The organism is Streptomyces sp. NPDC002566, from assembly GCF_042889585.1.
GTDB lineage: Bacteria > Actinomycetota > Actinomycetes > Streptomycetales > Streptomycetaceae > Streptomyces.
In genome coordinates this window covers 197976-221043 of sequence record NZ_JBIARD010000008.1, presented here as the reverse complement: position 1 = coordinate 221043, position 23068 = coordinate 197976, and the positions used below count along the sequence as shown (strand labels likewise).

The 23068-nt window shown below is 70.9% G+C and carries 26 protein-coding genes and 1 tRNA gene; 18 read left to right on the top strand and 9 right to left on the bottom strand.

The genetic code is table 11. The features are described 5' to 3' along the window. Positions 1-163 precede the first annotated feature (163 nt). A complete protein-coding gene (locus ACFYXA_RS29925) occupies positions 164-1900 on the top strand; it encodes an RDD family protein (protein WP_389038708.1) in 1737 nt (578 codons plus the stop codon). A gap of 106 nt (positions 1901-2006) precedes the next feature. Next, positions 2007-2792 carry an RDD family protein gene (locus ACFYXA_RS29920; protein ID WP_389038705.1) on the top strand — a complete coding sequence of 262 codons (786 nt, stop codon included), beginning with the start codon at positions 2007-2009 and terminating at the stop codon, positions 2790-2792. A gap of 37 nt (positions 2793-2829) precedes the next feature. Here the strand turns inward: ACFYXA_RS29920 and ACFYXA_RS29915 are convergent, their stop codons facing one another. Further along, on the bottom strand, positions 2830-3105 hold the full coding sequence (locus ACFYXA_RS29915; RefSeq protein ID WP_130436547.1) for a hypothetical protein: 276 nt from the start codon (positions 3103-3105) through the stop codon (positions 2830-2832). A 353-nt stretch (positions 3106-3458) separates the two neighbouring features. Between ACFYXA_RS29915 and ACFYXA_RS29910 the strand changes: the two genes are divergently transcribed. Beyond that, on the top strand, positions 3459-5807 hold the full coding sequence (locus ACFYXA_RS29910; RefSeq protein ID WP_389038702.1) for an immune inhibitor A domain-containing protein: 2349 nt from the start codon (positions 3459-3461) through the stop codon (positions 5805-5807). Between the two features lie 157 nt (positions 5808-5964). Next, entirely contained in the window at positions 5965-6306 is a 342-nt protein-coding gene (locus ACFYXA_RS29905; RefSeq protein WP_352253064.1) for a hypothetical protein, read from the top strand. Positions 6307-6316: 10 nt separating this feature from the next. Here the strand turns inward: ACFYXA_RS29905 and ACFYXA_RS29900 are convergent, their stop codons facing one another. Then, complete coding sequence (locus tag ACFYXA_RS29900; RefSeq protein ID WP_356688086.1) at positions 6317-6904, bottom strand: isochorismatase family protein; 588 nt, start codon at positions 6902-6904, stop codon at positions 6317-6319. A 124-nt stretch (positions 6905-7028) separates the two neighbouring features. Continuing rightward, on the bottom strand, positions 7029-8375 hold the full coding sequence (locus ACFYXA_RS29895; RefSeq protein ID WP_389038697.1) for a nicotinate phosphoribosyltransferase: 1347 nt from the start codon (positions 8373-8375) through the stop codon (positions 7029-7031). 56 nt (positions 8376-8431) lie between these two features. Between ACFYXA_RS29895 and clpS the strand changes: the two genes are divergently transcribed. The 7 genes from clpS (at position 8432) to ACFYXA_RS29860 (ending at position 13298) form a co-directional block, all read left to right on the top strand. After that, entirely contained in the window at positions 8432-8749 is a 318-nt protein-coding gene (gene clpS / locus ACFYXA_RS29890) for an ATP-dependent Clp protease adapter ClpS (RefSeq protein ID WP_058925046.1), read from the top strand. 11 nt (positions 8750-8760) lie between these two features. Beyond that, a complete protein-coding gene (locus ACFYXA_RS29885) occupies positions 8761-9363 on the top strand; it encodes a DUF2017 domain-containing protein (RefSeq protein ID WP_389038693.1) in 603 nt (200 codons plus the stop codon). A gap of 366 nt (positions 9364-9729) precedes the next feature. Beyond that, the gene (locus ACFYXA_RS29880) at positions 9730-11160 is read left to right on the top strand and encodes an amino acid permease (RefSeq protein ID WP_351098844.1); all 1431 of its coding nucleotides are present in this window, start codon (positions 9730-9732) and stop codon (positions 11158-11160) included. Between the two features lie 154 nt (positions 11161-11314). Next, a complete protein-coding gene (locus ACFYXA_RS29875; protein WP_389038689.1) occupies positions 11315-11737 on the top strand; it encodes a Mov34/MPN/PAD-1 family protein in 423 nt (140 codons plus the stop codon). A 118-nt stretch (positions 11738-11855) separates the two neighbouring features. Then, positions 11856-11951 carry a putative leader peptide gene (locus ACFYXA_RS29870; protein WP_389038686.1) on the top strand — a complete coding sequence of 32 codons (96 nt, stop codon included), beginning with the start codon at positions 11856-11858 and terminating at the stop codon, positions 11949-11951. Between the two features lie 112 nt (positions 11952-12063). Then, the gene (locus tag ACFYXA_RS29865; protein ID WP_130436557.1) at positions 12064-12342 is read left to right on the top strand and encodes a MoaD/ThiS family protein; all 279 of its coding nucleotides are present in this window, start codon (positions 12064-12066) and stop codon (positions 12340-12342) included. 5 nt (positions 12343-12347) lie between these two features. Beyond that, positions 12348-13298, top strand: a complete 951-nt coding sequence (locus ACFYXA_RS29860) for a PLP-dependent cysteine synthase family protein (RefSeq protein ID WP_389038682.1) — start codon at positions 12348-12350, stop codon at positions 13296-13298. 33 nt (positions 13299-13331) lie between these two features. Here the strand turns inward: ACFYXA_RS29860 and ACFYXA_RS29855 are convergent, their stop codons facing one another. Further along, positions 13332-13790 carry a type II toxin-antitoxin system PemK/MazF family toxin gene (locus ACFYXA_RS29855; protein ID WP_352253075.1) on the bottom strand — a complete coding sequence of 153 codons (459 nt, stop codon included), beginning with the start codon at positions 13788-13790 and terminating at the stop codon, positions 13332-13334. 273 nt (positions 13791-14063) lie between these two features. On the opposite strand from ACFYXA_RS29855, the gene ACFYXA_RS29850 reads away from it, so the two are divergent. Then, complete coding sequence (locus tag ACFYXA_RS29850) at positions 14064-14816, top strand: MBL fold metallo-hydrolase (protein WP_351098849.1); 753 nt, start codon at positions 14064-14066, stop codon at positions 14814-14816. Between the two features lie 71 nt (positions 14817-14887). Here the strand turns inward: ACFYXA_RS29850 and ACFYXA_RS29845 are convergent, their stop codons facing one another. Both ACFYXA_RS29845 and ACFYXA_RS29840 read right to left on the bottom strand, forming a co-directional pair. Beyond that, on the bottom strand, positions 14888-16153 hold the full coding sequence (locus tag ACFYXA_RS29845) for a PTS transporter subunit EIIC (protein ID WP_389038677.1): 1266 nt from the start codon (positions 16151-16153) through the stop codon (positions 14888-14890). Positions 16154-16406: 253 nt separating this feature from the next. Continuing rightward, the gene (locus tag ACFYXA_RS29840) at positions 16407-17720 is read right to left on the bottom strand and encodes a PTS transporter subunit EIIC (protein ID WP_389038674.1); all 1314 of its coding nucleotides are present in this window, start codon (positions 17718-17720) and stop codon (positions 16407-16409) included. A gap of 163 nt (positions 17721-17883) precedes the next feature. Between ACFYXA_RS29840 and ACFYXA_RS29835 the strand changes: the two genes are divergently transcribed. The 4 genes from ACFYXA_RS29835 to rdgB all read left to right on the top strand — a co-directional run bounded on the left by ACFYXA_RS29835 (position 17884) and on the right by rdgB (position 20302). Then, positions 17884-18117, top strand: coding sequence for a glucose PTS transporter subunit EIIB (locus ACFYXA_RS29835; protein ID WP_130436563.1), 234 nt, complete (start codon positions 17884-17886; stop codon positions 18115-18117). A gap of 84 nt (positions 18118-18201) precedes the next feature. Continuing rightward, on the top strand, positions 18202-18939 hold the full coding sequence (rph, locus tag ACFYXA_RS29830) for a ribonuclease PH (RefSeq protein ID WP_130436564.1): 738 nt from the start codon (positions 18202-18204) through the stop codon (positions 18937-18939). Positions 18940-19113: 174 nt separating this feature from the next. Beyond that, positions 19114-19518 carry a hypothetical protein gene (locus ACFYXA_RS29825; protein ID WP_352253080.1) on the top strand — a complete coding sequence of 135 codons (405 nt, stop codon included), beginning with the start codon at positions 19114-19116 and terminating at the stop codon, positions 19516-19518. 181 nt (positions 19519-19699) lie between these two features. Next, on the top strand, positions 19700-20302 hold the full coding sequence (gene rdgB, locus ACFYXA_RS29820; RefSeq protein WP_352253082.1) for an RdgB/HAM1 family non-canonical purine NTP pyrophosphatase: 603 nt from the start codon (positions 19700-19702) through the stop codon (positions 20300-20302). Between the two features lie 39 nt (positions 20303-20341). Here rdgB and ACFYXA_RS29815 read toward each other — a convergent pair. The 3 genes from ACFYXA_RS29815 to bcp form a co-directional block, all read right to left on the bottom strand. Beyond that, positions 20342-20429: transfer RNA gene (locus ACFYXA_RS29815), tRNA-Leu, on the bottom strand. A 13-nt stretch (positions 20430-20442) separates the two neighbouring features. Beyond that, complete coding sequence (locus ACFYXA_RS29810) at positions 20443-21504, bottom strand: HNH endonuclease (RefSeq protein WP_389038669.1); 1062 nt, start codon at positions 21502-21504, stop codon at positions 20443-20445. Positions 21505-21629: 125 nt separating this feature from the next. Then, positions 21630-22097, bottom strand: a complete 468-nt coding sequence (gene bcp / locus ACFYXA_RS29805) for a thioredoxin-dependent thiol peroxidase (RefSeq protein WP_351098856.1) — start codon at positions 22095-22097, stop codon at positions 21630-21632. Between the two features lie 100 nt (positions 22098-22197). Here bcp and ACFYXA_RS29800 point away from each other — a divergent pair, with 100 nt between their 5' ends. Together ACFYXA_RS29800 and ACFYXA_RS29795 are read left to right on the top strand one after the other, a co-directional pair. Then, complete coding sequence (locus ACFYXA_RS29800) at positions 22198-22527, top strand: DUF3618 domain-containing protein (RefSeq protein ID WP_130436569.1); 330 nt, start codon at positions 22198-22200, stop codon at positions 22525-22527. A gap of 98 nt (positions 22528-22625) precedes the next feature. After that, positions 22626-22928, top strand: coding sequence for a co-chaperone GroES (locus tag ACFYXA_RS29795; RefSeq protein ID WP_207228680.1), 303 nt, complete (start codon positions 22626-22628; stop codon positions 22926-22928). Positions 22929-23068: the final 140 nt, after the last annotated feature.

The window sequence follows — 23068 nt, the reverse complement described above, 5'->3', positions numbered from 1 at the left end:
CCGGATCGGAGAAGTTCTTTCGCCGACGGTCCGAACGTGTGAAGCCCGTGCACGGGGTTGCCCGGATAGGAGTGGGTCCGGCGGGACTGCCGGTGGGGCTTGCGCTCGTCTGATAGATGTGGAGGCCCCCATCACACCCCCGAGCAGATACCGGACGACGGACATGAGCGCCCCCTCCCCGGCACCCGGCGACGACAGGCCCCGCGAGGGGTACTACCCGGACCCGTCCATCCCTGGCTACGTCCGGTACTGGAACGGCTCCTCCTGGGTGCCCGGCACCAGCAGGCCGGCGCCCTCCGGCGGTGAACCGCTCATGCCCCCGTCCGGGTCCGGGCCCGGGTCCCCGCCGGCTCCCGGCGCGCCCGCCACGTCGGTCGCCTCGGTCGAGGAGACCGGGCCGCACTTCTTCGACGAGGACCCGGTGCCGGCGGACCAGCAGTACGGCGGCCGGAGCGAGCCTTCGTCCGCGTGGGGCGCCGACCGCTCCCACCAGTCGGGGTTCGGCGGGGATCAGGACCGCAAGGTGTCCTGGGGCTCCCCGCAGGGGCCCGACCCGAGGGTGGGGGAGGCCGAGCCCGTGGGCCCGCCCGGCCCCGACTCCGGTTCCGGTTCCGGTGACGTCGTGTCCGACGGCACGTTCGTCTTCCGCCGTCCGGCCGGCGGGCCGCCTTCCGGGACCGCCCCGTCCGACGCCGGCGTCCCTGGCGGGGACCCCGGCACCATGACGTTCCGTGCGCCGTCCCCGCGCACGTCCGACGCGTCCGGGGCACCCGGCGCGCGACCGGGGAGCACGACCTCGCCGGCGGCGGCCGGGCCTTCCGTCCCCGGCCTCCAGGGCCCCGTCGGCGCGGCCGGAAACGGTGGGCCCGCGGGTGCCGGAGGCGTGGCGGCGGCACCCGCACCGGCCTCCGCCGCAACGCCCGCCTCCGCGGCACCCGCACCGGCCTCCGCCGCAACGCCCGCCTCCGCGGCACCCGCACCGGCCTCCGCCGCAACGCCCGCCTCCGCCGGGACGCCCGGCGTCGGCGCGGCTCCGGCGGCCCAGGGCCAGATCCCCGGCCTGCCGGCACCCGTCCAGCCGACCGGGCCCGCCGCGCCCGCCACTCCCGCCGCCCCCGCGCCCCAAGCCGCGGCGCTCCAGACGCCTCAGCCCTCGGTGCCCGCCCCCACCCCGCCCGCTCCCGTCCCCCAGGCGGCCCCCGCCCCCGGCGTCCCCGCCCAACCCGGTCCGCAGCCACCCCAGCCCCAGCCCGCCGCCGTGGCCCCAGCCGCTCCCGTCGGCGCCGGTCCCGGCGGTGGCCAGCAGTCCTGGGCGCAGCAGGTGCACCAGCTGGCCGGCGGCGGGGAGGACCAGCCCGTCGCGCCCTGGAAGCCGCCGGTCGACGACGTGTTCCAGGCGGCCGCCCGGCGCCAGGCGTCCGCGCGCCCCGCCGGGCTCGGCAAGCGGCTGGTCGCCCGGTTCGTCGACACGCTCGTCGTGGGCGGTGTCACCGCGGCGGCCGCCGTCCCGCTGAGTACGAAGGCCGTCGAGCACGTCGACGACAAGATCGACGCGGCGAAGCAGTCCGGGGAGACGGTCACCGTCTGGCTCCTGGACGGCACCACGTCGGTGTACCTCGGCATCGTCCTGGCCGTGCTGCTGGTCTTCGGCGTCCTGTACGAGGCGCTGCCGACCGCCAAGTGGGGCCGGACACTGGGCAAGAAGCTGCTCGGCCTCGAAGTGCGGGACATCGAGGGCGGCGAGCCGCCGTCCTTCGGGGCGGCCCTGCGCCGCTGGCTCGTCTACAGCGTGCCCGGTCTGCTCGCCGTCGGTGTCCTGGGCGTCCTGTGGTGCGTGTTCGACCGCCCGTGGCGGCAGTGCTGGCACGACAAGGCGGCGCACACCTTCGTGGCGGGCTGAGGGGTCCTGAGGGACCCTCAGGGTCGCTACGCCGCCCGGGGAGTCCCGTACTCCGGACGGCCGCTCGCCGGATGCGAAGTGGCGGGGTTCGCGGTCGACTCGGGCCATGACGACCGAACCGCCCCCCGGTTCCGGCGGCGAGCCGCCGGAGGACGACCCGTTCAGGAAGCAGCCCCCGCAGCAGCCCCCGTACGGTCAGGGGCAGGGCGGCGGGCAGGACGCACAGGGCGGCCAGGGCGGCCAGCCCCCGCCTCCCGGAGGCCGGCAGCCTCCGCCGTACGGCGCGGGCGGCCCGGGCGGACCCTACGGGGGAGACCCCCATGGCGGCGGCCCGTACGGGGGAGGCCCCGGTGGCCCCTACGGCGGCGGTCCTCACGGCGGTGGCCCTTACGGGGGAGGCCCGGGCGACCCCTACGGCGGCTACCCCGCCGACCCCCTCGCCGGTATGCCCCCGCTCGCCGAGAGCGGCAAGCGCACCCTCGCCCGGATCATCGACATGATCCTCGTGGCCATCGTCGTCTGGCTGCTGACCTGGGGCTTCGGCGTCAGCGAGTACGACGTGGACAGCTCGCGCGTCGAGGTCGGCAAGTCGCTCGCGCAGTCCCTGGTGGCCGCCGTCCTCTACGTCGCCTACGACACCTTCATGATCGCCAGGTCCGGGCAGACCCTCGGCAAGAAGTGGCTGGGGATGCGCGTGGCCAACCTCGACAACGGCTCCACGCCCTCCGTGCAGACCTCGCTGATCCGCGCGCTGGTGCTGTGGCTGCCGTTCGCGTTCTGCTGCGCCTGTCTGTGGACGGCGATCTGCGGCGGCTGGAGCTACTTCGACAAGCCGTACAAGCAGGGCCTGCACGACAAGGCCGCCAAGACGGTCGTGGTGAACGTCACCTGACGCGACGGCACTTGATGCGTCGTCACCAACGTGACGGTCAGCGTGCCGACGGTTCCCGGACGGCCTCGTGCGGCGCCGCGGCGGCGACCGACGCGACCGCCGGCTGCTCCGCCGCGGAGCGTGCCACGATCACGGGGGTGCGCCGGGGCGCCGGTACCGTCATCGCGACGAGCACGCCGAGCGCGACCGCGGCGACGGCGATGACCGCGACGGCCGGGCCCGAACTCGTCTGCGACAGCAGCAACATGGCGAGCGTCGAGAAGACGACGGTGCAGGAACCGTACGTGAGCTGTGCGACAGTCGGACGAGGCATGGCAATCGTGTCCTCGGAAGGCGGGGGCGATCTCGACTCTATTCGCCTGCATGCCCGAGCGGAACGGGCGGTAAGCGTGAGCTGACCCACGGTGCCGGTGCACAGGGGGCGCACGGAGTCATGACGTCCGGCCCGCGGACGGGCCTACGCGCCCGTCATGTGACAGTCACGTGTCCGCAATGCGAACCCCGTCTCCTAATAATGCAGTTGACCTGTCCAAGTCAAGGTCTGTCTTTTCTGGTGAACCAGTAGTCAAATGACGTCACTTGACTACACGCGTATAACCGCGCGCGGACTTCCCTTGACATGGAACCCCCTTCCGCGCTGCCGGACGCGTGAGTGGGAGGAATCAAGTGACTAGCAGATCCTGGACGTTCAGGACGGCCGCCACGGTCGTCGCCCTCGCGGCGGCCTCGGCGACGTTCTCGACGTTCGCCGTGGCCCAGGCCGCCGACGGCGCGCCGGCGAAGGCCCCGGTGGCGGACCGCAAGGACCCGCAGCCGGCCAAGGCTCACGAGCACGACTTCGACGGGCCGCTGAGCGCGAGGCAGGAGGCCCAGCGCAAGGAGGCCCTGGAGCAGGTCATATCCGGCGAGGCCGCGGTCAAGGACCGCGACGGCTCGAAGGTCGTGCAGCTGGCGAGCCGCAAGGGCGACCCCAAGTACGTCGAGCTGGGCCGCGAGAAGACCGACAAGATCTTCACCATCCTCGTCGAGTTCGGCGACCAGGTCGACAGCCGCTACGGCGGCACCCCCGGCCCGCTGCACAACAAGATCGCGAAGCCGGACCCGGCCAAGAACAACAGCACGGCCTGGCAGGCGGACTACGACCGCAAGCACTTCCAGGACCTGTACTTCGGCACCGGCCCGGGCACCGAGTCGCTGAAGAAGTACTACGAGAAGCAGTCCTCGGGCCGCTACTCGGTCGACGGCGAGGTCACCGACTGGGTCAAGGTCCCCTACAACGAGGCCCGTTACGGCTCCAACGCCGCCACCACCGGCGCCTGGTACGCGGTGCAGGACGGCGTCAACGCCTGGGTCGCCCAGCGTGAGGCCGCCGGCGACACCGCCGCCGAGATCAAGGCCGAGCTCGCCGAGTACGACCAGTGGGACCGCTACGACTTCGACGGCGACGGCGACTTCAACGAGTCCGACGGCTACATCGACCACTTCCAGATCGTGCACGCCGGCGAGGACGAGTCCGCGGGCGGCGGCGCCCAGGGCGAGGACGCCATCTGGGCCCACCGCTGGTACGCCTTCGGCACCGACGCCGGCTCCAGCGGCCCCGACACCAACAAGCTCGGCGGCACCGAGATCGGTGACACCGGCGTCTGGGTCGGCGACTACACCATCCAGCCGGAGAACGGCGGACTGGGCGTCTTCGCCCACGAGTACGGCCACGACCTCGGCCTGCCCGACGAGTACGACACCTCCGGTTCCGGTGAGAACTCCACCGGTTTCTGGACGCTGATGTCCTCCGGTTCCTGGCTCGGCACCGGCAAGAACTCCATCGGCGACCTGCCCGGCGACATGAACGCCTGGGACAAGCTCCAGCTCGGCTGGCTGGACTACGAGGTCGCCAAGGCGGGCGTCAAGTCCCGCCACAAGCTGGGCGTCGCGGAGTACAACACCAAGAACGCCCAGGCCCTGATCGTCGAACTGCCGAACAAGACGGTCACCACCCCCGTGGTCGCGCCCGCCCAGGGCACGCGCCAGTGGTGGAGCGGCAGCGGCAACGACCTGCGCAACACCCTGACCCGCTCGGTCGACCTCACCGGCAAGTCCTCCGCCTCCCTGTCCCTGGACGCCTGGTGGGACACCGAGAAGGACTACGACTTCGCCTACGTCGAGGTCTCCACCGACGGCGCCAACTGGACGCCGATCGACGGCAAGCTGGCCGACGGCACCGCCATCCCGCGTGACGGCAGCGGCAAGCCCGCCCTCACCGGCACGGTCGACGCCTACCAGAAGCTGACGTTCCCGCTGGACGCCTACGCCGGCAAGAAGATCGGCCTGCGCTTCCGCTACGCCACCGACGGCGGCGTGGCCCAGAAGGGCTTCACGGCCGACCAGATCACGGTGACCGCCGACGGCGCGACCCTGTTCTCCGACAACGCCGAGGCAGCCGACGCCGCCTGGACCGCGGGCGGCTTCAGCCGCATCGGCTCGGCCATCACGGACGACTACGCCCAGTACTACATCGCGGAGAACCGCCAGTACGTCTCGTACGACACGACCCTCAAGGTCGGCCCGTACAACTACGGCTTCTCCAAGACCCGCCCGGAGTGGGTCGAGCACTACGCGTACCAGAACGGTCTGCTGATCTGGAAGTGGGACACCTCCCAGGCCGACGACAACACCAGCCAGCACCCGGGTGAGGGCCTCATCCTCCCGATCGACTCCCACCCGACCCCGCTGAAGTGGACCGACGGCACGCTGATGCGCAACCGCGTCCAGTCCTTCGACGCCACCTTCAGCACCTTCCCGACCGACGCGATCACGCTGCACAACGCCGACGTCGCCACGACGATCCCGTCCCGCCCGGGCGTCCCGGTCTTCGACGACGGCAAGTCGAGCTACTACGACGCGTCGACCCCGCAGGCCGGCGTCAAGGTCACTGACACCAACACCTCGATCCGGATCGTCAGCGAGCCCGCGAACGGCCAGACGATCACGGTCCGCGTCGGACCGTCCGCGAAGTAAGCGGAGTTTTAGCAGGTCAGAAGCGTTTCGGCGGCGACCCACTGGCGGGTCGCCGCCGATCGTGTTTAGGTGCGTCCTGTGCTTCTCTTATTGACGGTCCCCGAGACGGCCCCGGCGCCGGTCCCGGCGACGCCGATCCGTACGGGGGTGTGACCGCATGGCCGCAGGAGGGTTCTGCAAGCTGCCGAACGGCAGCGTGGTGGTGGCGCTGAACCTGCCCAGCCCCACCGCCCAGGCCGCCGAGGGCGTGCGCGTCCTCGTCCTCGCCCAGAACCGCGCCCGCGCCCTGACCAGGCTGCGCAACCTGGGCCTGCGCGCCGTCTACCTGCGGGGCAACGCGGCCCCGCCGACCCCGGACGAGATCACCGCCGTACTGCACCACCCCGACGGCCTCGTGTGGCGCACGGCCCCCGACCACACCGTCCACGCCGTGGCCGGGGTCCCCGAGCCGTGGCGTCCGATCAGGTCCCTGCTGAGGCGGCCGGCGGCGCAGCCGTGAGGCCGGCGGGCTACTGGACCACCGGCTTGCCGGTCAGCTCCACGCCCGCCGCCCGCAGCTCCTCGATCGCCCGCTCGGTGGTCTCCTGGGCCACCCCGGCGGTCAGGTCCAGCAGCACCTGGGTGCGGAAACCCTCACGCGCCGCGTCCAGCGCGGTGGCCTTCACACAGTGGTCGGCGGCGATCCCGACGACGTCCACCTCGTCGATCTCCCGCGCCCGCAGCCAGTCGCCCAGCGTCACGCCGTTCTCGTCGGTCCCCTCGAAACCGCTGTACGCGGCCGAGTAGGCGCCCTTGTCGAACACGGCGTCGATGGAGCCGGAGGCGACCGCCGGGGCGAAGTTCGGGTGGAAGCCCACGCCCTCGGTGCCGGCGACGCAGTGCGCCGGCCAGGATTCGACGTAGTCGGGGTTGTCGGCGAAGTGGCCGCCGGGCGCGATGTGGTGGTCCCGGGTGGCCACGACGTGCCGGTACCCGGCGGGGGCCTGCCCGATCAGCTCGGTGATCGCGGCGGCCACGTCGGCGCCCCCGGCCACGGCGAGGCTGCCCCCTTCGCAGAAGTCGTTCTGCACGTCGACGACGATCAAGGCGCGGCGCATGATGGGTGTCCTTCGACTGTCGGTGAAGTCATGAGCCTAGAGACTTCGGCGGCGGTAGGGGAGGGGGCGTGGACGCCCCGGTGCGGGAGCCGGCGGGCCGGCCCCGCACGGGCCGTCCCGCGGTTTAGCTACCCGAGGGTCCTTGGACGTACTCCGTCGCGAGGACGGGTTCCCCGCGCGAGAGCTGGGCCGCGGACAGCGGGAGCCGGGAGCGGGCGGCCGCGTGGCGGTCGCGGACGGCGTCCAGCGGCTCGCGGCCGACGACCTCGCCGCCCTTGATCAGCTCCACCAGCAGCTGCCGGTCGGCCAGCTCCGCGGGCACGGCGCCGGTGCCGACGACCTCCGCCTCCGCCACCCCGTGCGCGTCCACGCGCCGCGCGGCCCACTTGCGGCCGCCGACCGAGGTCTTGCCGCCGGTGGACTTCTTCGCCACCGCCACCAGCGGCGCCCCGGGGTCGTCGGACTCCGCGCGGGCGACCAGCTTGTAGACCATCGAGGCCGTGGGGTGCCCGGACCCGGTCACCAGCTGGGTGCCGACGCCGTACGCGTCCACGGGGGCCGCCGCCAGCGAGGCGATGGCGTACTCGTCTAGGTCGGAGGTCACGACGATCTTGGTGTGGGTGGCGCCCAGCTCGTCCAGCTGCTGGCGCACCCGGTGCGCGACGAGCAGCAGGTCGCCGGAGTCGATGCGCACCGCGCCCAGCTCGGGCCCGGCGACCTCCACCGCCGTGCGGACGGCCTCGGTGACGTCGTAGGTGTCCACCAGGAGCGTGGTGCCCCGGCCCAGGGTGTCCACCTGGGCCCGGAAGGCGTCGCGCTCGGTGTCGTGCAGCAGGGTGAAGGCGTGGGCGCTGGTGCCCACGGTGGGGATGCCGTAGCGGAAGCCGGCGGCGAGGTCGGAGGTGGTGGCGAAGCCGCCGATGTAGGCGGCGCGGGAGGCGGCGACGGCGGCCAGCTCGTGGGTGCGGCGGGCGCCCATCTCGATCAGCGGGCGGCCCCCGGCGGCCGAGGCCATCCGGGAGGCGGCGGCCGCGATCGCGGAGTCGTGGTTGAGGATGGAGAGGATCACGGTCTCCAGCAGCACGCACTCGGCGAAGGTGCCCTCGACCCGCAGGATCGGCGAGCCCGGGAAGTACACCTCGCCCTCGGGGTAGCCCCACACGTCACCCGAGAAGCGGTACGAGGAGAGCCATTCCAGGGTCGCCTCGTCGACGATCCCCCGCTGGCGCAGGAAGCCGAGGACGCCGGGATCGAAACGGAAGTTCTCGACGGCGTCCAGGACCCGCCCGGTGCCGGCGACCACGCCGTAGCGCCGCCCCTCCGGCAGTCGCCGGGTGAAGACCTCGAACACGCTGCGCCGCCCGGCGGTGCCCGCCTTCAGCGCGGCCTGCAGCATCGTCAACTCGTACTGGTCCGTGAAAAGCGCCGTCGAGGGAACATCCACCGGCAGCCCAAGGTCCGCTGTGTTCATGAAGCGCATCGTACCCCCTTTTCGTCGGTGTGACGATTTCAGCGGGGCGTGGCAGCATGGGCCCTGTGACGTCACCCGCGCCCGTAGAGATCGAACGCACCGAGTCGGCGGAGGAGGTCTTCGCCGTCCCCGAGCCGGACGTCCCCTGGGTCACGATCGTCCACAACGACCCGGTCAACCTGATGAGCTACGTGACGTACGTCTTCCAGACGTACTTCGGCTACTCCAAGGACAAGGCCACCAAGCTCATGCTCGACGTCCACCACAAGGGCCGGGCGGTCGTCTCCAGCGGCACTCGCGAGGAGATGGAACGCGACGTGCAGGCGATGCACGGCTACGGTCTGTGGGCCACCCTCCAGCAGGACCGGAAGTAGTCACCTCACTGATGCCAGGACACTTCGAACCGCTCCCCGGCGGCGGCGCGGCCGTCGCCCTCGACGACGTCGAGATCTCCATCATCCGGTCGCTGGCCGTGCAGCTCCTGGAGCTGATCGGCCCCGGCCCCGCGGAGGACACCCCGGACGACCCGCTCGCCGAGCTGTTCGCCGAAGGGCCGAGCGAGCCCCCCGCCGACCCGGTGCTCAGGCGGCTCTTCCCCGACGCCTACACCGACCCCGAGGCCACCCCGGGGCCGCGCGAGTCGGAGGAGCAGCGCGCCCACTCCTCCGAGTTCCGCCGCTACACCGAGAACGACCTGCGGGCCGGCAAGCGGGAGAACGCCCTCGCGGTGGTGCGCTCGCTGGACGAGCTGGCGGCCGGGAGCGAGGGCGGCGCGGTGCTCCAGCTGTCGCCCGACATGTCCCGGCAGTGGCTCGGCGCGCTCAACGACCTGCGCCTCGCCATCGGCTCCCGGCTGGACATCGCCGACGAGGACGACACCGATCTGCTCTACCGGCTGCCGGACGACGATCCCCGTAAGCCGATGGTGATGGCCTATCTGTGGCTGGGCGGGCTCCAGGAGACCCTCGTCTCCACGCTCATGCCCTGAACATGTGGCGGTTTCGCCGCCGATGTGACGATTCCGTGTTCGCTCAGCGGACGCTCAAATCCGGATAACGATCGCGTTACCGGCGCAGCCGAGTGTGTCCCTTTTGTGCCCTGTTTGGCCGCTTCTTCTTGTGTGATGCGCCACAGCCGCCTCGGGCGATCACTGTTGCGGCCGTGATAAATCTTCACGACCGCCCGGCGAACACCACCCTTATGTTCCGCCGGGTGCGCCACCGAGCCGGTTGATCGCCGGCCAGGCACGGGCAGGCCTCCGGGCCCCGCCCAGACTCCATCAATCCGGGGGGATCGAAACCCGATCCGAGGCCGACGAGAGGCCCGGGTCGGCATGGAGAAAGGCGCACCACACATGACCTCCACGCAGGTCGGCACGGACAAGGCCCCGCAGGGGGCCGAAGAGGGGTACGAGCGCGGCCTCGGCAGCCGCCAGGTCCAGATGATCGCCATCGGCGGTGCCATCGGCGTCGGCCTGTTCCTGGGAGCCGGGGCGAACATCGCCAAGGCGGGCCCGAGCCTCATCCTCATGTACGCCCTCGCAGGCGTGATCATCTTCTTCATCATGCGGGCGCTCGGCGAGCTGCTGCTCTACCGCCCCGTCTCGGGCTCCTTCGCCGAGTACTCCCGTGAGTTCCTCGGCCCGTTCTTCGGCTACTTCACCGGCTGGACGTACTGGCTGATGTGGGTCGTCACCGGCATGGCCGAGCTCACGGCGGCCGCGATCTACGTCAACTACTGGTTCCCGCAGATCCCCCAATGGGTGACCGCCCTGGTCTTCCTGGTGGTCCTCTTCGGAGTCAACCTGATCTCCGTCAAGCTCTTCGGTGAGCTGGAGTTCTGGTTCTCGATGGTCAAGGTCACCGCCCTCATCGGCATGATCGTCATCGGCCTCGGCGTCCTGACCTTCGGCTTCAGCTCCGCCGGCGACACCGCCGCCGTCTCCAACCTGTGGGCCTTCGACGGCTTCTTCCCCAAGGGCATCGGCTCGTCCCTGATGACCCTGCAGGGCGTCATGTTCGCCTACCTCGCGGTCGAGCTGGTCGGCGTCACCGCCGGCGAGTCGGAGGACCCGGAGAAGACCCTGCCCAAGGCGATCAACACCCTGCCGTGGCGTATCGCGCTGTTCTACGTCGGCGCGCTCACCGTCATCCTGTGCGTGGTGAAGTGGACCGAGTTCGCCGAGGGCGTCAGCCCGTTCGTCGCCGCCTTCGCCAAGATCGGCATCCCGGCCGGCGCCGGCATCGTCAACTTCGTCGTGCTCACCGCCGCCCTGTCCTCCTGCAACTCGGGCATGTACTCCACCGGCCGCATGCTGCGGAACCTGGCCGAGAGCGGTGAGGCCCCGCGGGCCTTCAAGAAGCTGTCCTCGACGAAGACCCCGGCCTTCGGCATCACCGTCTCGGTCCTCTTCATGGGCATCGGCGTGGTCCTGAACTACGTCGTCCCGGAGAAGGCCTTCGGCTACGTCACCTCCGTCGCCACCGCCGCCGGCATCTGGACCTGGCTGATGATCCTCGTCAGCCACGTCCTGTACCGCCGCGCCGTCGACGCGGGCCGCCTGCCCGCCTCGTCCTTCCCGGCGCCGGGCGGCGCGAAGTGCTCCTACGTCGCCATCGCGTTCCTCCTCTTCGTCACCGGCCTGATCGCCCTCGACGCCGACTCCCGCATCTGCCTCTACGTCATGGCCGGCTGGGCCGCCGCCCTCGGCATCGGCTGGGCCGTGCTGAAGTCGCGCAACCCGCAGATCGCCGACCGCGCCCCGGAGCCGGAGAAGGTGGGCTGACCACCGTCTGACCGCCGTCCGGTCACCGCAGAGGACGTCCGGCCGCAGGGAACGCTCGTGGCGCTCCCTCCGGACCCCTGAGGGACGTCCACCATGTGGGCCTCCCCGTACCGCACCTCGGTACGGGGAGGCCCCTTTGTCTATCCTGGCGAACATGCTGACCCTCACCCAGGACCTCGTCGACAAGATCGTCGCGCACGCGCGCAAGGACCACCCCGACGAGGCGTGCGGCGTCGTCGCCGGGCCGGCCGGATCCGACCGCCCCGAGCGGTTCATCCCGATGCTCAACGCGGCCATGTCGCCCACGTTCTACGAGTTCGACTCGGGGGACCTGCTCAAGCTCTACCGCGAGATGGACGACCGCGACGAGGAGCCGGTGATCGTCTACCACTCCCACACCGCGACCGAGGCCTACCCCTCCCGCACCGACATCTCCTACGCGGGCGAACCCGGCGCCCACTACGTCCTCGTCTCCACCGCCGACACCGACGGCGCCGGCGAGTTCCAGTTCCGCTCCTTCCGCATCGTCGAGGGCCAGGTGACCGAGGAAGAGGTCCGGATCGTCGAGGCGTACTGACCGGCGCCGCCCCGCCCACCGGCCGAAAGACGGAGGTGGTCTCACTCACCGACCCGATTCGGTCCACGATGTGGGATCACCCTCCGGGGGGCGGGCCGGGAATCGATACGATGAGCCCATGGTTGTGAACGACGTGAGCGACAGGACGCCCGGAGCGCCGCTCGTGGCGCGGCTGCACGTCGACCTGTGCAGGCTCGCCAGCGCCATCTGTTGACGCACGCCCTGCCGCCGTACGGCCCGTGAGCCCGCGGCGCGACGCATCACCCTGCCGTACCCCGCGCTGCCGTGCGCCCACCGACCCGACCACTTCCGACAGGAGCCGCATCATGGCCATCGAGGTCCGCATCCCCACCATCCTCCGCCAGTACACCGACGGTCAGAAGGCGGTGGAGGGCAGCGGTGACACCCTCGCCGACCTGTTCACCGACCTCGAGAGCCGGCACTCGGGCATCCGGGCCCGCATCGTGGACGACGGCCAGCTGCGCCGCTTCGTCAACGTGTACCTCAACGACGAGGACGTCCGCTTCGTCGACGGCATCAACACCAAGCTCGCCGACGGCGACACCGTGACGATCCTGCCGGCCGTGGCCGGCGGCATGGCCTGACGGGCATGCGTTACGACTCCCCGCTGGCCGCGGTGGGCAACACCCCTCTGGTGCGCCTGCCGCGGCTGTCGCCGTCCGCCGACGTCCGCATCTGGGCGAAGCTGGAGGACAGAAACCCCACCGGCTCCGTCAAGGACCGCCCCGCCCTGCACATGATCGAGCAGGCGGAGAAGGACGGCCGCCTCACCCCCGGCTGCACCATCCTGGAGCCGACCAGCGGCAACACCGGCATCTCCCTCGCCATGGCGGCCAAGCTCAAGGGCTACCGCATCGTCTGCGTGATGCCCGAGAACACCTCGCAGGAGCGCCGCGACCTGCTCGCCATGTGGGGCGCGGAGATCATCTCCTCCCCGGCCGCGGGCGGCTCCAACACCGCCGTACGCGTCGCCAAGGAACTCTCCGCCGAGCACCCCGACTGGGTGATGCTCTACCAGTACGGCAACCCCGACAACGCGGGCGCCCACTACGCCACCACCGGCCCGGAGATCCTCGCCGACCTCCCCTCCGTCACCCACTTCGTCGCAGGCCTCGGCACCACGGGGACGCTCATGGGCGTCGGCCGCTACCTGCGCGAGCACAAGCCCGACGTCCGGATCGTCGCCGCCGAGCCGCGCTACGACGACCTGGTCTACGGCCTGCGCAACCTCGACGAGGGCTTCGTGCCCGAGCTGTACGACGCCTCCGTCCTGACCACCCGCTTCTCCGTCGGCTCCGCCGACGCCGTCACCCGCACCCGCGAACTGCTCCAGCAGGAAGGCATCTTCGCCGGCGTCTCCACCGGCGCCGCGCTGCACGCCGCGATCGGCGTCGGCAAGAAGGCGCTCAAGGCCGGCGAGAGCGCGGACATCGTGTTCGTGGTGGCCGACGGCGGCTGGAAGTACCTCTCCACCGGCGTCTACACCGCCGCGACGACGGAAGAAGCCATCAAGACGCTCCAGGGCCAACTCTGGGCGTGAGCCACACGATGCGGATACGGGGCGATGTGTCTGCTAACTCGTCAGATGACGGACCTGGTCCCACAGGGCCGGGTCCACGACGCCGACGCGTCGCCTGAAGTCCGACAACCGGACCTGACGCAGCTCGCCCGTCTCCAGGTAGCTCGGCCGGCCCTGGGCGTCCCCCACCGCGCCCGGCGGCAGCGGGATCACCCCGGGCCGCTCGTCGCGGTACTTGCTGGTGATCTTCGCCACGGTCACCCGGTTCCCGCGCACCACCAGCACCAGACACGGCCGGTCCTTCGCGCCAGGCCCGTCCTCGAAGGGCACGTTCGCCCACCAGATCTCCGCCGGCTGCGGCCGCCCCGCCGTGGCGCGCCCCCGCTCCGGCCGCCCCGGCGGCCGGGTCCGCCGCCCCGCGGGCCGCCGCCCGCGCCCCCAGCCGTCGACGAGCGTGGCGACGAGCGCCAGCAGTACCACCGCCGCGAGCGCCAGCCACCAGGACGTGTCCATGCACACGAACGTTACCGGGGCGCACGCCACCGGACCACGCGCCCCGACCGGACGCCCATAGCGCAAGATCCCCTTCGCGCGCGCTTCACGCGCCCGGCGTCCAGCCATACCGGTGACAGCACAGGTGAGTTCGCCCACAACGGCCCCTGGCGGAGGAGCGACCGAGGGTTTCGCGCCTTACGCTCGACGGACCGCACAACCCCTGTCGCCACCCCGGCGCGCCCCTTTCCGTCCCCGTATCCCCGGATCCCCGCCAGCGGAGGTTTCTGCTTTATGAAGCTCACCGTCGTCGGCTGCTCAGGGTCGTTCCCGTCCGCGGAATCGGCCTGCTCGAGCTACCTCGTCGAGGCCGACGGCTTCCGGCTGCTCCTCGACATGGGCAACGGCGCCCTGGGCGAGCTGCAGCGCCACTGCGGTCTGTACGACCTCGACGCGATCTTCCTGAGCCATCTGCACGCCGACCACTGCATCGACATGTGCGCGTACTTCGTGGCGCGCTACTACCGCCACGACGGCGGACGCTGCGACCCCCTCCCCGTCTACGGCCCGGAGGGCACCGAGCACCGCCTCACCACGGCCTACGCCGACACCCCCTCCGCGTCCTCCATGAGCGAGGTGTTCGACTTCCACACGGTCAAGCCGTCCACCTTCGACATCGGCCCCTTCACGGTGCACACCGAACGCGTGGCCCACCCGGTGGAGGCCTACGGCATCCGCGTCGAACACGGCGGCAAGGCGCTGACCTACTCCGGCGACACGGGAGTCAGCCCGGCCCTGGACGAACTGGCCCGCGACGCCGACCTGTTCCTGTGCGAGGCCGCCTTCACGCACGGCAAGGAAAGCATCCCGGACCTGCACCTCAACGGCCGCGAGGCGGGAGAGACGGCGACCCGGGCGGGCGCCCGCCGCCTGGTCCTCACCCACATCCCCCCGTGGACCGACCCCGAGGCCAACCTCGCCGACGCCCGCGAGACCTTCACCGGCCCGGTGGAACTGGCCGTGCCCAGGGTGTCGTACGAGATCTGACGAAGGCCCGGCCCGCGCGAGGTCCGTCCTGCGGGACGGGCGCGCGGGCCGGGCCGGTGCCGGAAGGCCTCCTACTTGGCTTCTGCCTTCTGGATCTCCGCCAGCTCCTCGTCGGACTCACGGCCCGGAGTGGGCAGGTTGAACTTGATGATCGCGAAGCGGAAGACCGCGTAGTAGACCGCGCCGAAGCACAGGCCCACCAGCATCAGACCCCACGGGTTCGTCGCGATGCCCAGGTTCAGGAAGAAGTCCACCGCGCCGGCCGAGAAACCGAAGCCGTCCTTCATGCCCAGCGCCCAGGTCAGCGCGAGCGACACACCGGTGAGCACCGCGTGGATGGCGTACAGCACGGGCGCGATGAACATGAACGTGAACTCGATCGGCTCGGTCACACCCGTGACGAACGACGTCAGCGCGATCGAGAACATCATGCCGCCGACCACCTTGCGGCGCTCCGGACGCGCGCAGTGCCAGATGGCGAGGCAGGCCGCCGGGAGACCGAACATCATGATCGGGAAGAAGCCCGTCATGAACTGGCCCGCCGTCGGGTCACCGGCCAGGAACCGCCCGATGTCACCGCTCTTGCCCTCGTACTCGCCCGCCTGGAACCACGGGAACGAGTTCAGCAGGTGGTGCATCCCGATCGGGATCAGCGCACGGTTGGCGACACCGAAGACGCCGGCGCCCACGGCGCCCGAACCGACCAGCCACTCACCGAAGTTGTGCAGACCGGTGCCCAGCACGGGCCATATGTAGCCGAAGACGATGCCGATGACCAGGCCCGCGAACGCCGACAGGATCGGCACCAGCCGGCGGCCGCCGAAGAAGCCCGCCCAGTCCGGCAGCTTCGTACGGTAGAACCGCTGGTACAGCAGCGCGACCACGAGGCCCATCACCACACCGCCGAGCACCTTCGCGTCGACCGGCGCGTCCACCATGACGACCTTGCCGTCGACGGCCTTCGCCACCTTCGGCAGGTTCTTGTCGGTGAACGTGGCGAGCACGTTCTTGAAGACCAGGTAGCCGACGACCGCGGCGAGCGCCGTGGAGCCGTCCGACTTCTTGGCGAAGCCGATCGCGATGCCCACGGCGAACAGCAGCGCCATGTTGTCGAGGATCGCGTTGCCGCCCGCCGCCATGAACCCGGCGATCTTTGTGAGGAAGGTGGGGAACGACGAACGCCCGAGCATGTCGTCGTTGCCCAGGCGCACCAGAAGGGCGGCGGCGGGCAGCACGGCCACGGGCAGCATGAGGCTGCGCCCGATGCGCTGGAGCACGGCCATCACACCGGCGCCCTTGTTCTTGTCAGCCGCGGGAGCGGCGCTGGCCGTGGTCACATTTTCCTCCTGAGACCCCCGGACGCAGGCCGGGAGGGCATGGCGCCGTCCGGGGAAAGGGGGGAAGGGACGGCAGCGTCTCTGGTCTAAACCACTGGGTGGTGTAGACCTGTTGTAGCACGATGAAGGCGGGATAAGGAACCGCCGGAACCATCACAGAAGCGCTACGCCCGGCACCCGCCCCGACCCTCCCCGCCGGGCACGCGAAAAGGCCCCCGGACCGACGGTCCAGGGGCCCCGCGCAGGCGCCGCGTCAGGCCTTGGTGGTGTCCTCCCGCTCCTCCTCCGCCTCGCGCCCAGGAGTCTTCAGGTCGAACCTCGTGATCGCGAACCGGAAGACGACGTAGTACACGGCCGCGAAGCACAGACCGATCGGGACGATCGCCCACGGCTTCGTCGCCAGGTTCCAGTTGATGACGTAGTCGATGAGACCCGCCGAGAAACTGAACCCGTCGTGCACCCCAAGCCCCCAGGTCACCGCCATCGACACACCCGTCAGCACCGCGTGCAGCGCGTACAGCAGCGGCGCCACGAACAGGAACGAGTACTCGATCGGCTCCGTGATCCCCGTGACGAACGACGTCAGCGCCACCGACAGCATCAGCCCGCCGACCTCCTTGCGACGCTCGGGACGCGCGGTGTGCGTGATCGCCAGAGCCGCCGCCGGCAGCGCGAACATCATGATCGGGAAGAACCCCGAGGTGAACTGACCCGCGTCCGGATCCCCCGCAAGGAACATGTTGATGTCACCGTGCACCACCGTCCCGTCCGGCTTGGTGTAACTGCCGAACTGGAACCAGATGGGCACGTTCAGGAACTGGTGCAGCCCGATCACCAGCAGCGCCCGGTTCGCCACACCGAAGATGCCCGCACCCCAGGCGTCCAGACCGTCCAGCCAGTCGCTGAAACTCTCCAGCCCGCTGCCGATCGGCGGCCACACCCACAGACACAGCGCCGCGAACGCGATCGCCACGAACGCCATGATGATCGGCACCAGCCGCCGCCCGTTGAAGAAGCCCAGCCAGTCCACCAGCCGCGTCCGATGGAACCGCTGCCAGAAGTACGCGGCCGTCAGACCCATCACGATGCCGCCGAACACGCCCGGGTTCTGATAGGTGAACGCCGTCACCGTCCCGTCGAGCGTCGCCTGGCAGCCGATCCCCGGCACCGCCTTCGACCCCCCGGGACAGTCCTCCGGGAACTGCCGCAGCACGTTGTAGTAGACGAGGAAACCCACCACCGCCGCGAGCGCCGTCGAACCGTCGGCCTTCCTCGCCATCCCGATCGCCACACCCACGCAGAACAGCAGCGGCAGCCCCAACTGCCCGTCCAGCAGCGCCCCGCCCGCCCCCACCATCACCTTGGAGACGTTCGTCCACCCCAGCCCCTCGTCCCCGAACACGTCCGGCTGCCCCAGCCGGTTGAGGATGCCGGCGGCCGGCAGCACCGCGATGGGCAGCTGAAGGCTGCGGCCCATCTTCTGCAGCCCCTGGAACGCGCCGTTCCAGCGAGCGCGCGCGGGGCTCACCTGCCCCGGCGCGGCGCTTCCGGCACTCTCGGCACTCATGGTTTGGCGACCGCCTGTCAGGTGGTGTAGACCAACTACCGACGATTACGTCACTGTGCCGCCATCCTTCGGCATCCACGACGCGATCGCTCGCGAAGTTGGGCCAACTGTGGGTTACTGCGACAAACCGGTTCGCACACCAGGGAATTCAGGGAGACCGAACATGGCCAGCAAGGCTGAGAAGATCGTCGCCGGGCTCGGCGGCATCGACAACATCGAGGAGATCGAAGGCTGCATCACGCGCCTGCGCACCGAGGTCTCCGACCCCTCTCTGGTCGACGACGCCGCCCTCAAGGCCGCCGGCGCCCACGGCGTCGTCAAGATGGGCACCGCCATCCAGGTCGTCATCGGCACCGACGCCGACCCGATCGCGACCGAGATCGAAGACATGATGTGAACCCCGCCGTCCACCGCTGACGGGCCCCTCCCATCCACGGGGAGGGGCCCTTGGCGTTCCCCGCCTCCCGATAGGCTCGACGCCATGTCTCGAATCGACGGCCGCACGCCCGATCAGCTCCGCCCGGTCACCATCGAACGCGGCTGGAGCAAGCACGCCGAGGGCTCCGTCCTCATCTCCTTCGGCGACACCAAGGTCTTCTGCACCGCCTCCGTCACCGAAGGCGTTCCCCGCTGGCGCAAGGGAAGCGGCGAAGGCTGGGTCACCGCCGAATACTCCATGCTGCCCCGCGCCACCAACACCCGCGGCGACCGCGAATCCGTCCGCGGCAAGATCGGCGGCCGCACCCACGAGATCAGCCGCCTCATCGGCCGCTCCCTGCGCGCCGTCATCGACTACAAGGCCCTCGGCGAGAACACCATCGTCCTCGACTGCGACGTCCTCCAGGCCGACGGCGGCACCCGCACCGCCGCCATCACCGGCGCGTACGTCGCCCTCGCCGACGCCATCACCTGGGCCCAGGGCAAGAAGCTCATCAAGGCTGGCCGCCGGCCCCTCACCGGCACCGTCTCCGCCGTCTCCGTCGGCATCGTCGGCCAGATCCCCCTCCTCGACCTCTGCTACGAGGAGGACGTCCGCGCCGAGACCGACATGAACGTCGTCTGCACCGGCGACGGCCGCTTCGTCGAGGTCCAGGGCACCGCCGAAGCCGAGCCGTTCGCCCGCGACGAGCTCAACTCCCTTCTCGACCTCGCCGTTTCGGGCTGCAAGGAACTCACCGCCCTCCAGCGCACCGCACTCGACGCCGTCCTCGAACGGTAGGGCGGCCCGCACAGGGGCGCACCGGGAAGGACAGGCCGGGACGGGCGGCCGGGGGCGGGCAACCAGGCCGCCCGCGCTCGCGTCTAGGGGTAAGGGCGCACGGCTCGACGCCGCACGCCCGGCCAGTCAGCGCACGGGGGCCCTCGGGGGCTGTGCAAGGGGAGGACCAACACCATGGCCGAGAGACGACGCCGCCGTCGCCGTATCGCCGCAACCGCCGCCGCCGTGGCGGCCTTCGGGCTCACGGCCGCGTTCACCACCGGCTGCGACGCCGTCAACAAGGCGCTGGACTGCGTCCAGACCGCCGACGCCATCGCCGACAGCGTCACCGAGCTCCAGCAGGCCGTGCAGAACGCCTCCGACGACCCCACCCGGCTCGAGGAGTCCCTCGACTCCATCGACAAGAACCTCACCAAGATCGGCGACACCACCGACGACGCCGACGTCGACAAGGCGGTGGACGACCTGACCACGGCCGTCCGCAACGTCCGCACCTCCGTCAAGAACGGCGACGCGACACCCGACCTCAGCCCCGTCACCGACGCGGCGGGCGAACTGACGAAGGTCTGCACGCCTTAGCAGCCGGCCGGGCCGGTCAGGGCCGCGCACGCCCGGCCGGTTAGGGCCGCGCACGCCCGGCCGGTTAGGGCCGCGCACGCCCGGCCGGTTAGGGCCGCGCACGCCCGGCCGGTTAGGGCCGCGCACGCCGGGCCGGTCACCGCCGCGCACGCCGGGCGGCGGCCCCGCGATACTGGGGGCCATGACCCGCCTGATCCTCGCCACCCGCAACGCCGGAAAGATCACCGAACTCAGGTCGATCCTCGCCGACGCAGGACTGCCCCACGACCTCGTCGGCGCGGAGGCCTACCCCGACGTCCCCGACGTCAAGGAGACCGGCGTCACCTTCGCCGAGAACGCCCTCCTCAAGGCCCACGCCCTCGCCCGCGCCACCGGCCTGCCCGCCGTCGCCGACGACTCCGGCCTCTGCGTCGACGTCCTGGGCGGCGCCCCCGGCATCTTCTCGGCCCGCTGGTCCGGCCGCCACGGCGACGACAAGGCCAACCTGGACCTCCTCCTGGCCCAGCTCTCCGACATCGCCGAGGAGCACCGCGGCGCCCACTTCGCCTGCGCGGCGGCCCTGGCCCTGCCGGACGGCACGGAACGAGTGGTGGAAGGCCGGTTGACGGGCACCCTGCGCCACACCCCCACCGGCACGAACGGCTTCGGCTACGACCCGATCCTCGCCCCCGAGGGCGAGACCCGCACCTGCGCGGAACTGTCCCCGGCCGAAAAAAACGCGATCAGCCACCGAGGAAAGGCCTTCCGAGCCCTGGTACCTGCGGTACGGGAGCTGCTGGGCTGAGCGGACACGAAGAAGGGGCCGCCTGGGGCGGCCCCTCTGTGGTGCGGCCGGTGGGACTCGAACCCACACGGGTGTGAACCCACTGGTACCTAAAACCAGCATGACTGCCAAATTCCATCACGGCCGCTCAAAAACGGTCATCACGCTCGACCGCGGCACTCAGTGTACGGGCCTGTCGTGTCGTCCGGCGAGGGCGCACCAGTTTTGCGGCGGCACCACGTGTCCGTCAACGCGTGGCAGTTGGGGCAGAGATAGCGCAGGTTCGCCGGGCGATTGTCCCGCCAGTTCCCGTCGACGTGGTCGATCTGCAAGGTGATCGGGCGTCCTCGCCACTCTCCGGTGTTGCCGCACTCCGCACACGCGTACGGCACCCCGATCTCGGTCAGAGCCTGATGCAGGCGGGTCCTGTTCGTCCGCCCGGCCTGCTCCGGCAGCATGACCAGCACTCGATGCGCGGTCGGTGCGGGAGCCGGGCGTTCCGGCTGCCCCCAGGACCTGCGCCTGAAGTGGCTGGTGTCGAGGTCGAGGCGTGCAACGGCCCGCCTCACGCGACGGTGATTGGTGTCGTTGACCTCCATGCCGAGACCACGCATGACGTCCGCGTAACTGGCGGCATCCGCCACCAGGCTGCGCAGCGCGTCTTCGTCGATGGCCGTTCGCCGGTGAGAGAAGTGGCTGACGTCGATGCGGTGGGCAGCCAGCATGCGGCCCAGCGCCGCCCGGGAGCGGCTGTCGTCGGGAACGCCCAGTGCGCGCGCTGCGCCACGCACGCTGGTGGCCTCGGCCGCGGCGACCCGGAGTTCGTCGGCTGTGAAAGGCAGGTCCGGCTCGGGGCGGTCGATGCCGGGGAAATGACTGATGTCGATGCCCGCCGCGGCGATGCGGCGTCGGATGTGGGAGAGAGTCCCCGTCGCGGGGACGGCACCCAGCTTCAGAGCCACTTCCCGGAGCGACGACGACGAGGCGGCAGCCTCCGTGATGGCGGCATCGGGGTACTTGCGCCAAGGGTTGCGCTTGACGAAGTGGCTGGTGTCGAGTCCGTGGCGGGTGACTTCCCTTTGCAGCACCCGCCGCCGGCCGCCACTCGGGGGGAGACCGAGCCGCCGCATCAAGTCCGCCCAGTTACGAGCTTCGGCAACCTCTGACGCGAGCCGTTCCCGGCTGTACACGTCCGATCGTTGCGACGCGTTCCGCACCCCCATGGCCCCCTCCGTCCCCGGCCACCTGTTCGTGGTCTCGTACGGAGTAACGAACCGATTGTCGGACGGTCACGTGGGAGGGGTGGGGCCCGCGCCGGGGGTGTCGGGGCGGGCCGGGGGTGGGGGGATCAGATGCCGAGGTCCTTGATGATCTTGGCGACGTGGCCCGTGGCGCGGACGTTGTACAGGGCCCGTTCCACCTTGCCCTCCTCGTCCACCACGATCGTGGAGCGGATGACGCCCAGGTACGTCTTGCCGTAGTTCTTCTTCTCGCCGTAGGCGCCGTACGCGTCGAGGACCTTCTTCTCGGGGTCGGCCAGCAGGGTGACCCGGAGGGATTCCTTGTCGCGGAACTTGCCCAGCTTCTCGGGGCTGTCCGGGGAGACGCCGATGACGTCGTACCCCGCGCCGGCCAGCACGTCGAGGTTGTCGGTGAAGTCGCAGGCCTGCTTGGTGCAGCCGGGCGTCAGCGCGGCCGGGTAGAAGTAGACGATGACCTTGCGGCCCTTGTGGTCCGACAGGGACACCTCGTTGCCGTCGGCGTCGGGGAGGGTGAAGGCGGGGGCCACATCCCCGGGCTGGAGTCGCTCGCTCATCGGACCAGCGTAACCGGGGGTCCTGACCGTGCGGCCGTGGACGGAGCTGACAGACTGTCCAGGACACGTACGAACGTCGGCTCACTTCGGAGGCCCCACCGTGGCGGACACGTCGGACACCAGAACCCCGGCGCAGATCGAGGCGGACATCAGGCGCCGCCGTGAAACGCTGGCCGAGACACTCGACGAGATCGGGGTGCGGGTGCATCCCAAGACGATCGTCGGGGACGCCAAGGCCAAGGTCGTCGCCAACGTCGACCACACGCTCGGAAGGGCCTATGTGCAGGTCAACCGGGCTGTGAGCGATGTGCGGGCGCAGTTGGTGGACGAGGAGGGCGCCCCGCGGCTGGAGCGGGTCGTGCCCCTCGCCCTGGTCGTGGTCGGCGTGGTGGGGCTGCTGGCCCTGAGCACCCGGCGTCGTAAGGGCTGACCCGAGGGCGTCCCCGTCCGGCCGAGGCAGGTAGGTTCGAAGGCGTGAGCGGTAACAGAAGCGAGCACAGCACCCAGCACGACAAGCTCCCCATCCGGATGCTGCACGACCGTGTCCTCGTCCGGCAGGACGCCGGCGAGGGCGAGCGCCGGTCCGGCGGCGGGATCCTGATCCCGGCGACGGCGGCGGTGGGCCGTCGGCTGGCGTGGGCCGAGGTCGTCGCGGTGGGTCAGAACGTACGCACGGTGGAGCCGGGCGACCGGGTCCTGTTCGACCCGGAGGACCGGGCCGAGGTGGAGGTGCGGGGCATCGCGTACTCGCTGATGCGTGAGCGCGACCTGCACGCGGTGGCCGCGGACCGCTTCGAGGGCTCGGAGGACTCGACGGGCCTGTACCTCTGAGGCGGAACTGACGGACGGGAGGGGGGGGGGGGGCCGGGGGGCCCCCCCCCCCCCCCCCGGGCGGGCGGGGGGGGGGGGGCCCCCCCCCCCCCCCCCCCCCCCGGGGGGAGCCCGCCCACCACCCCGCCCCCCCCAAAACC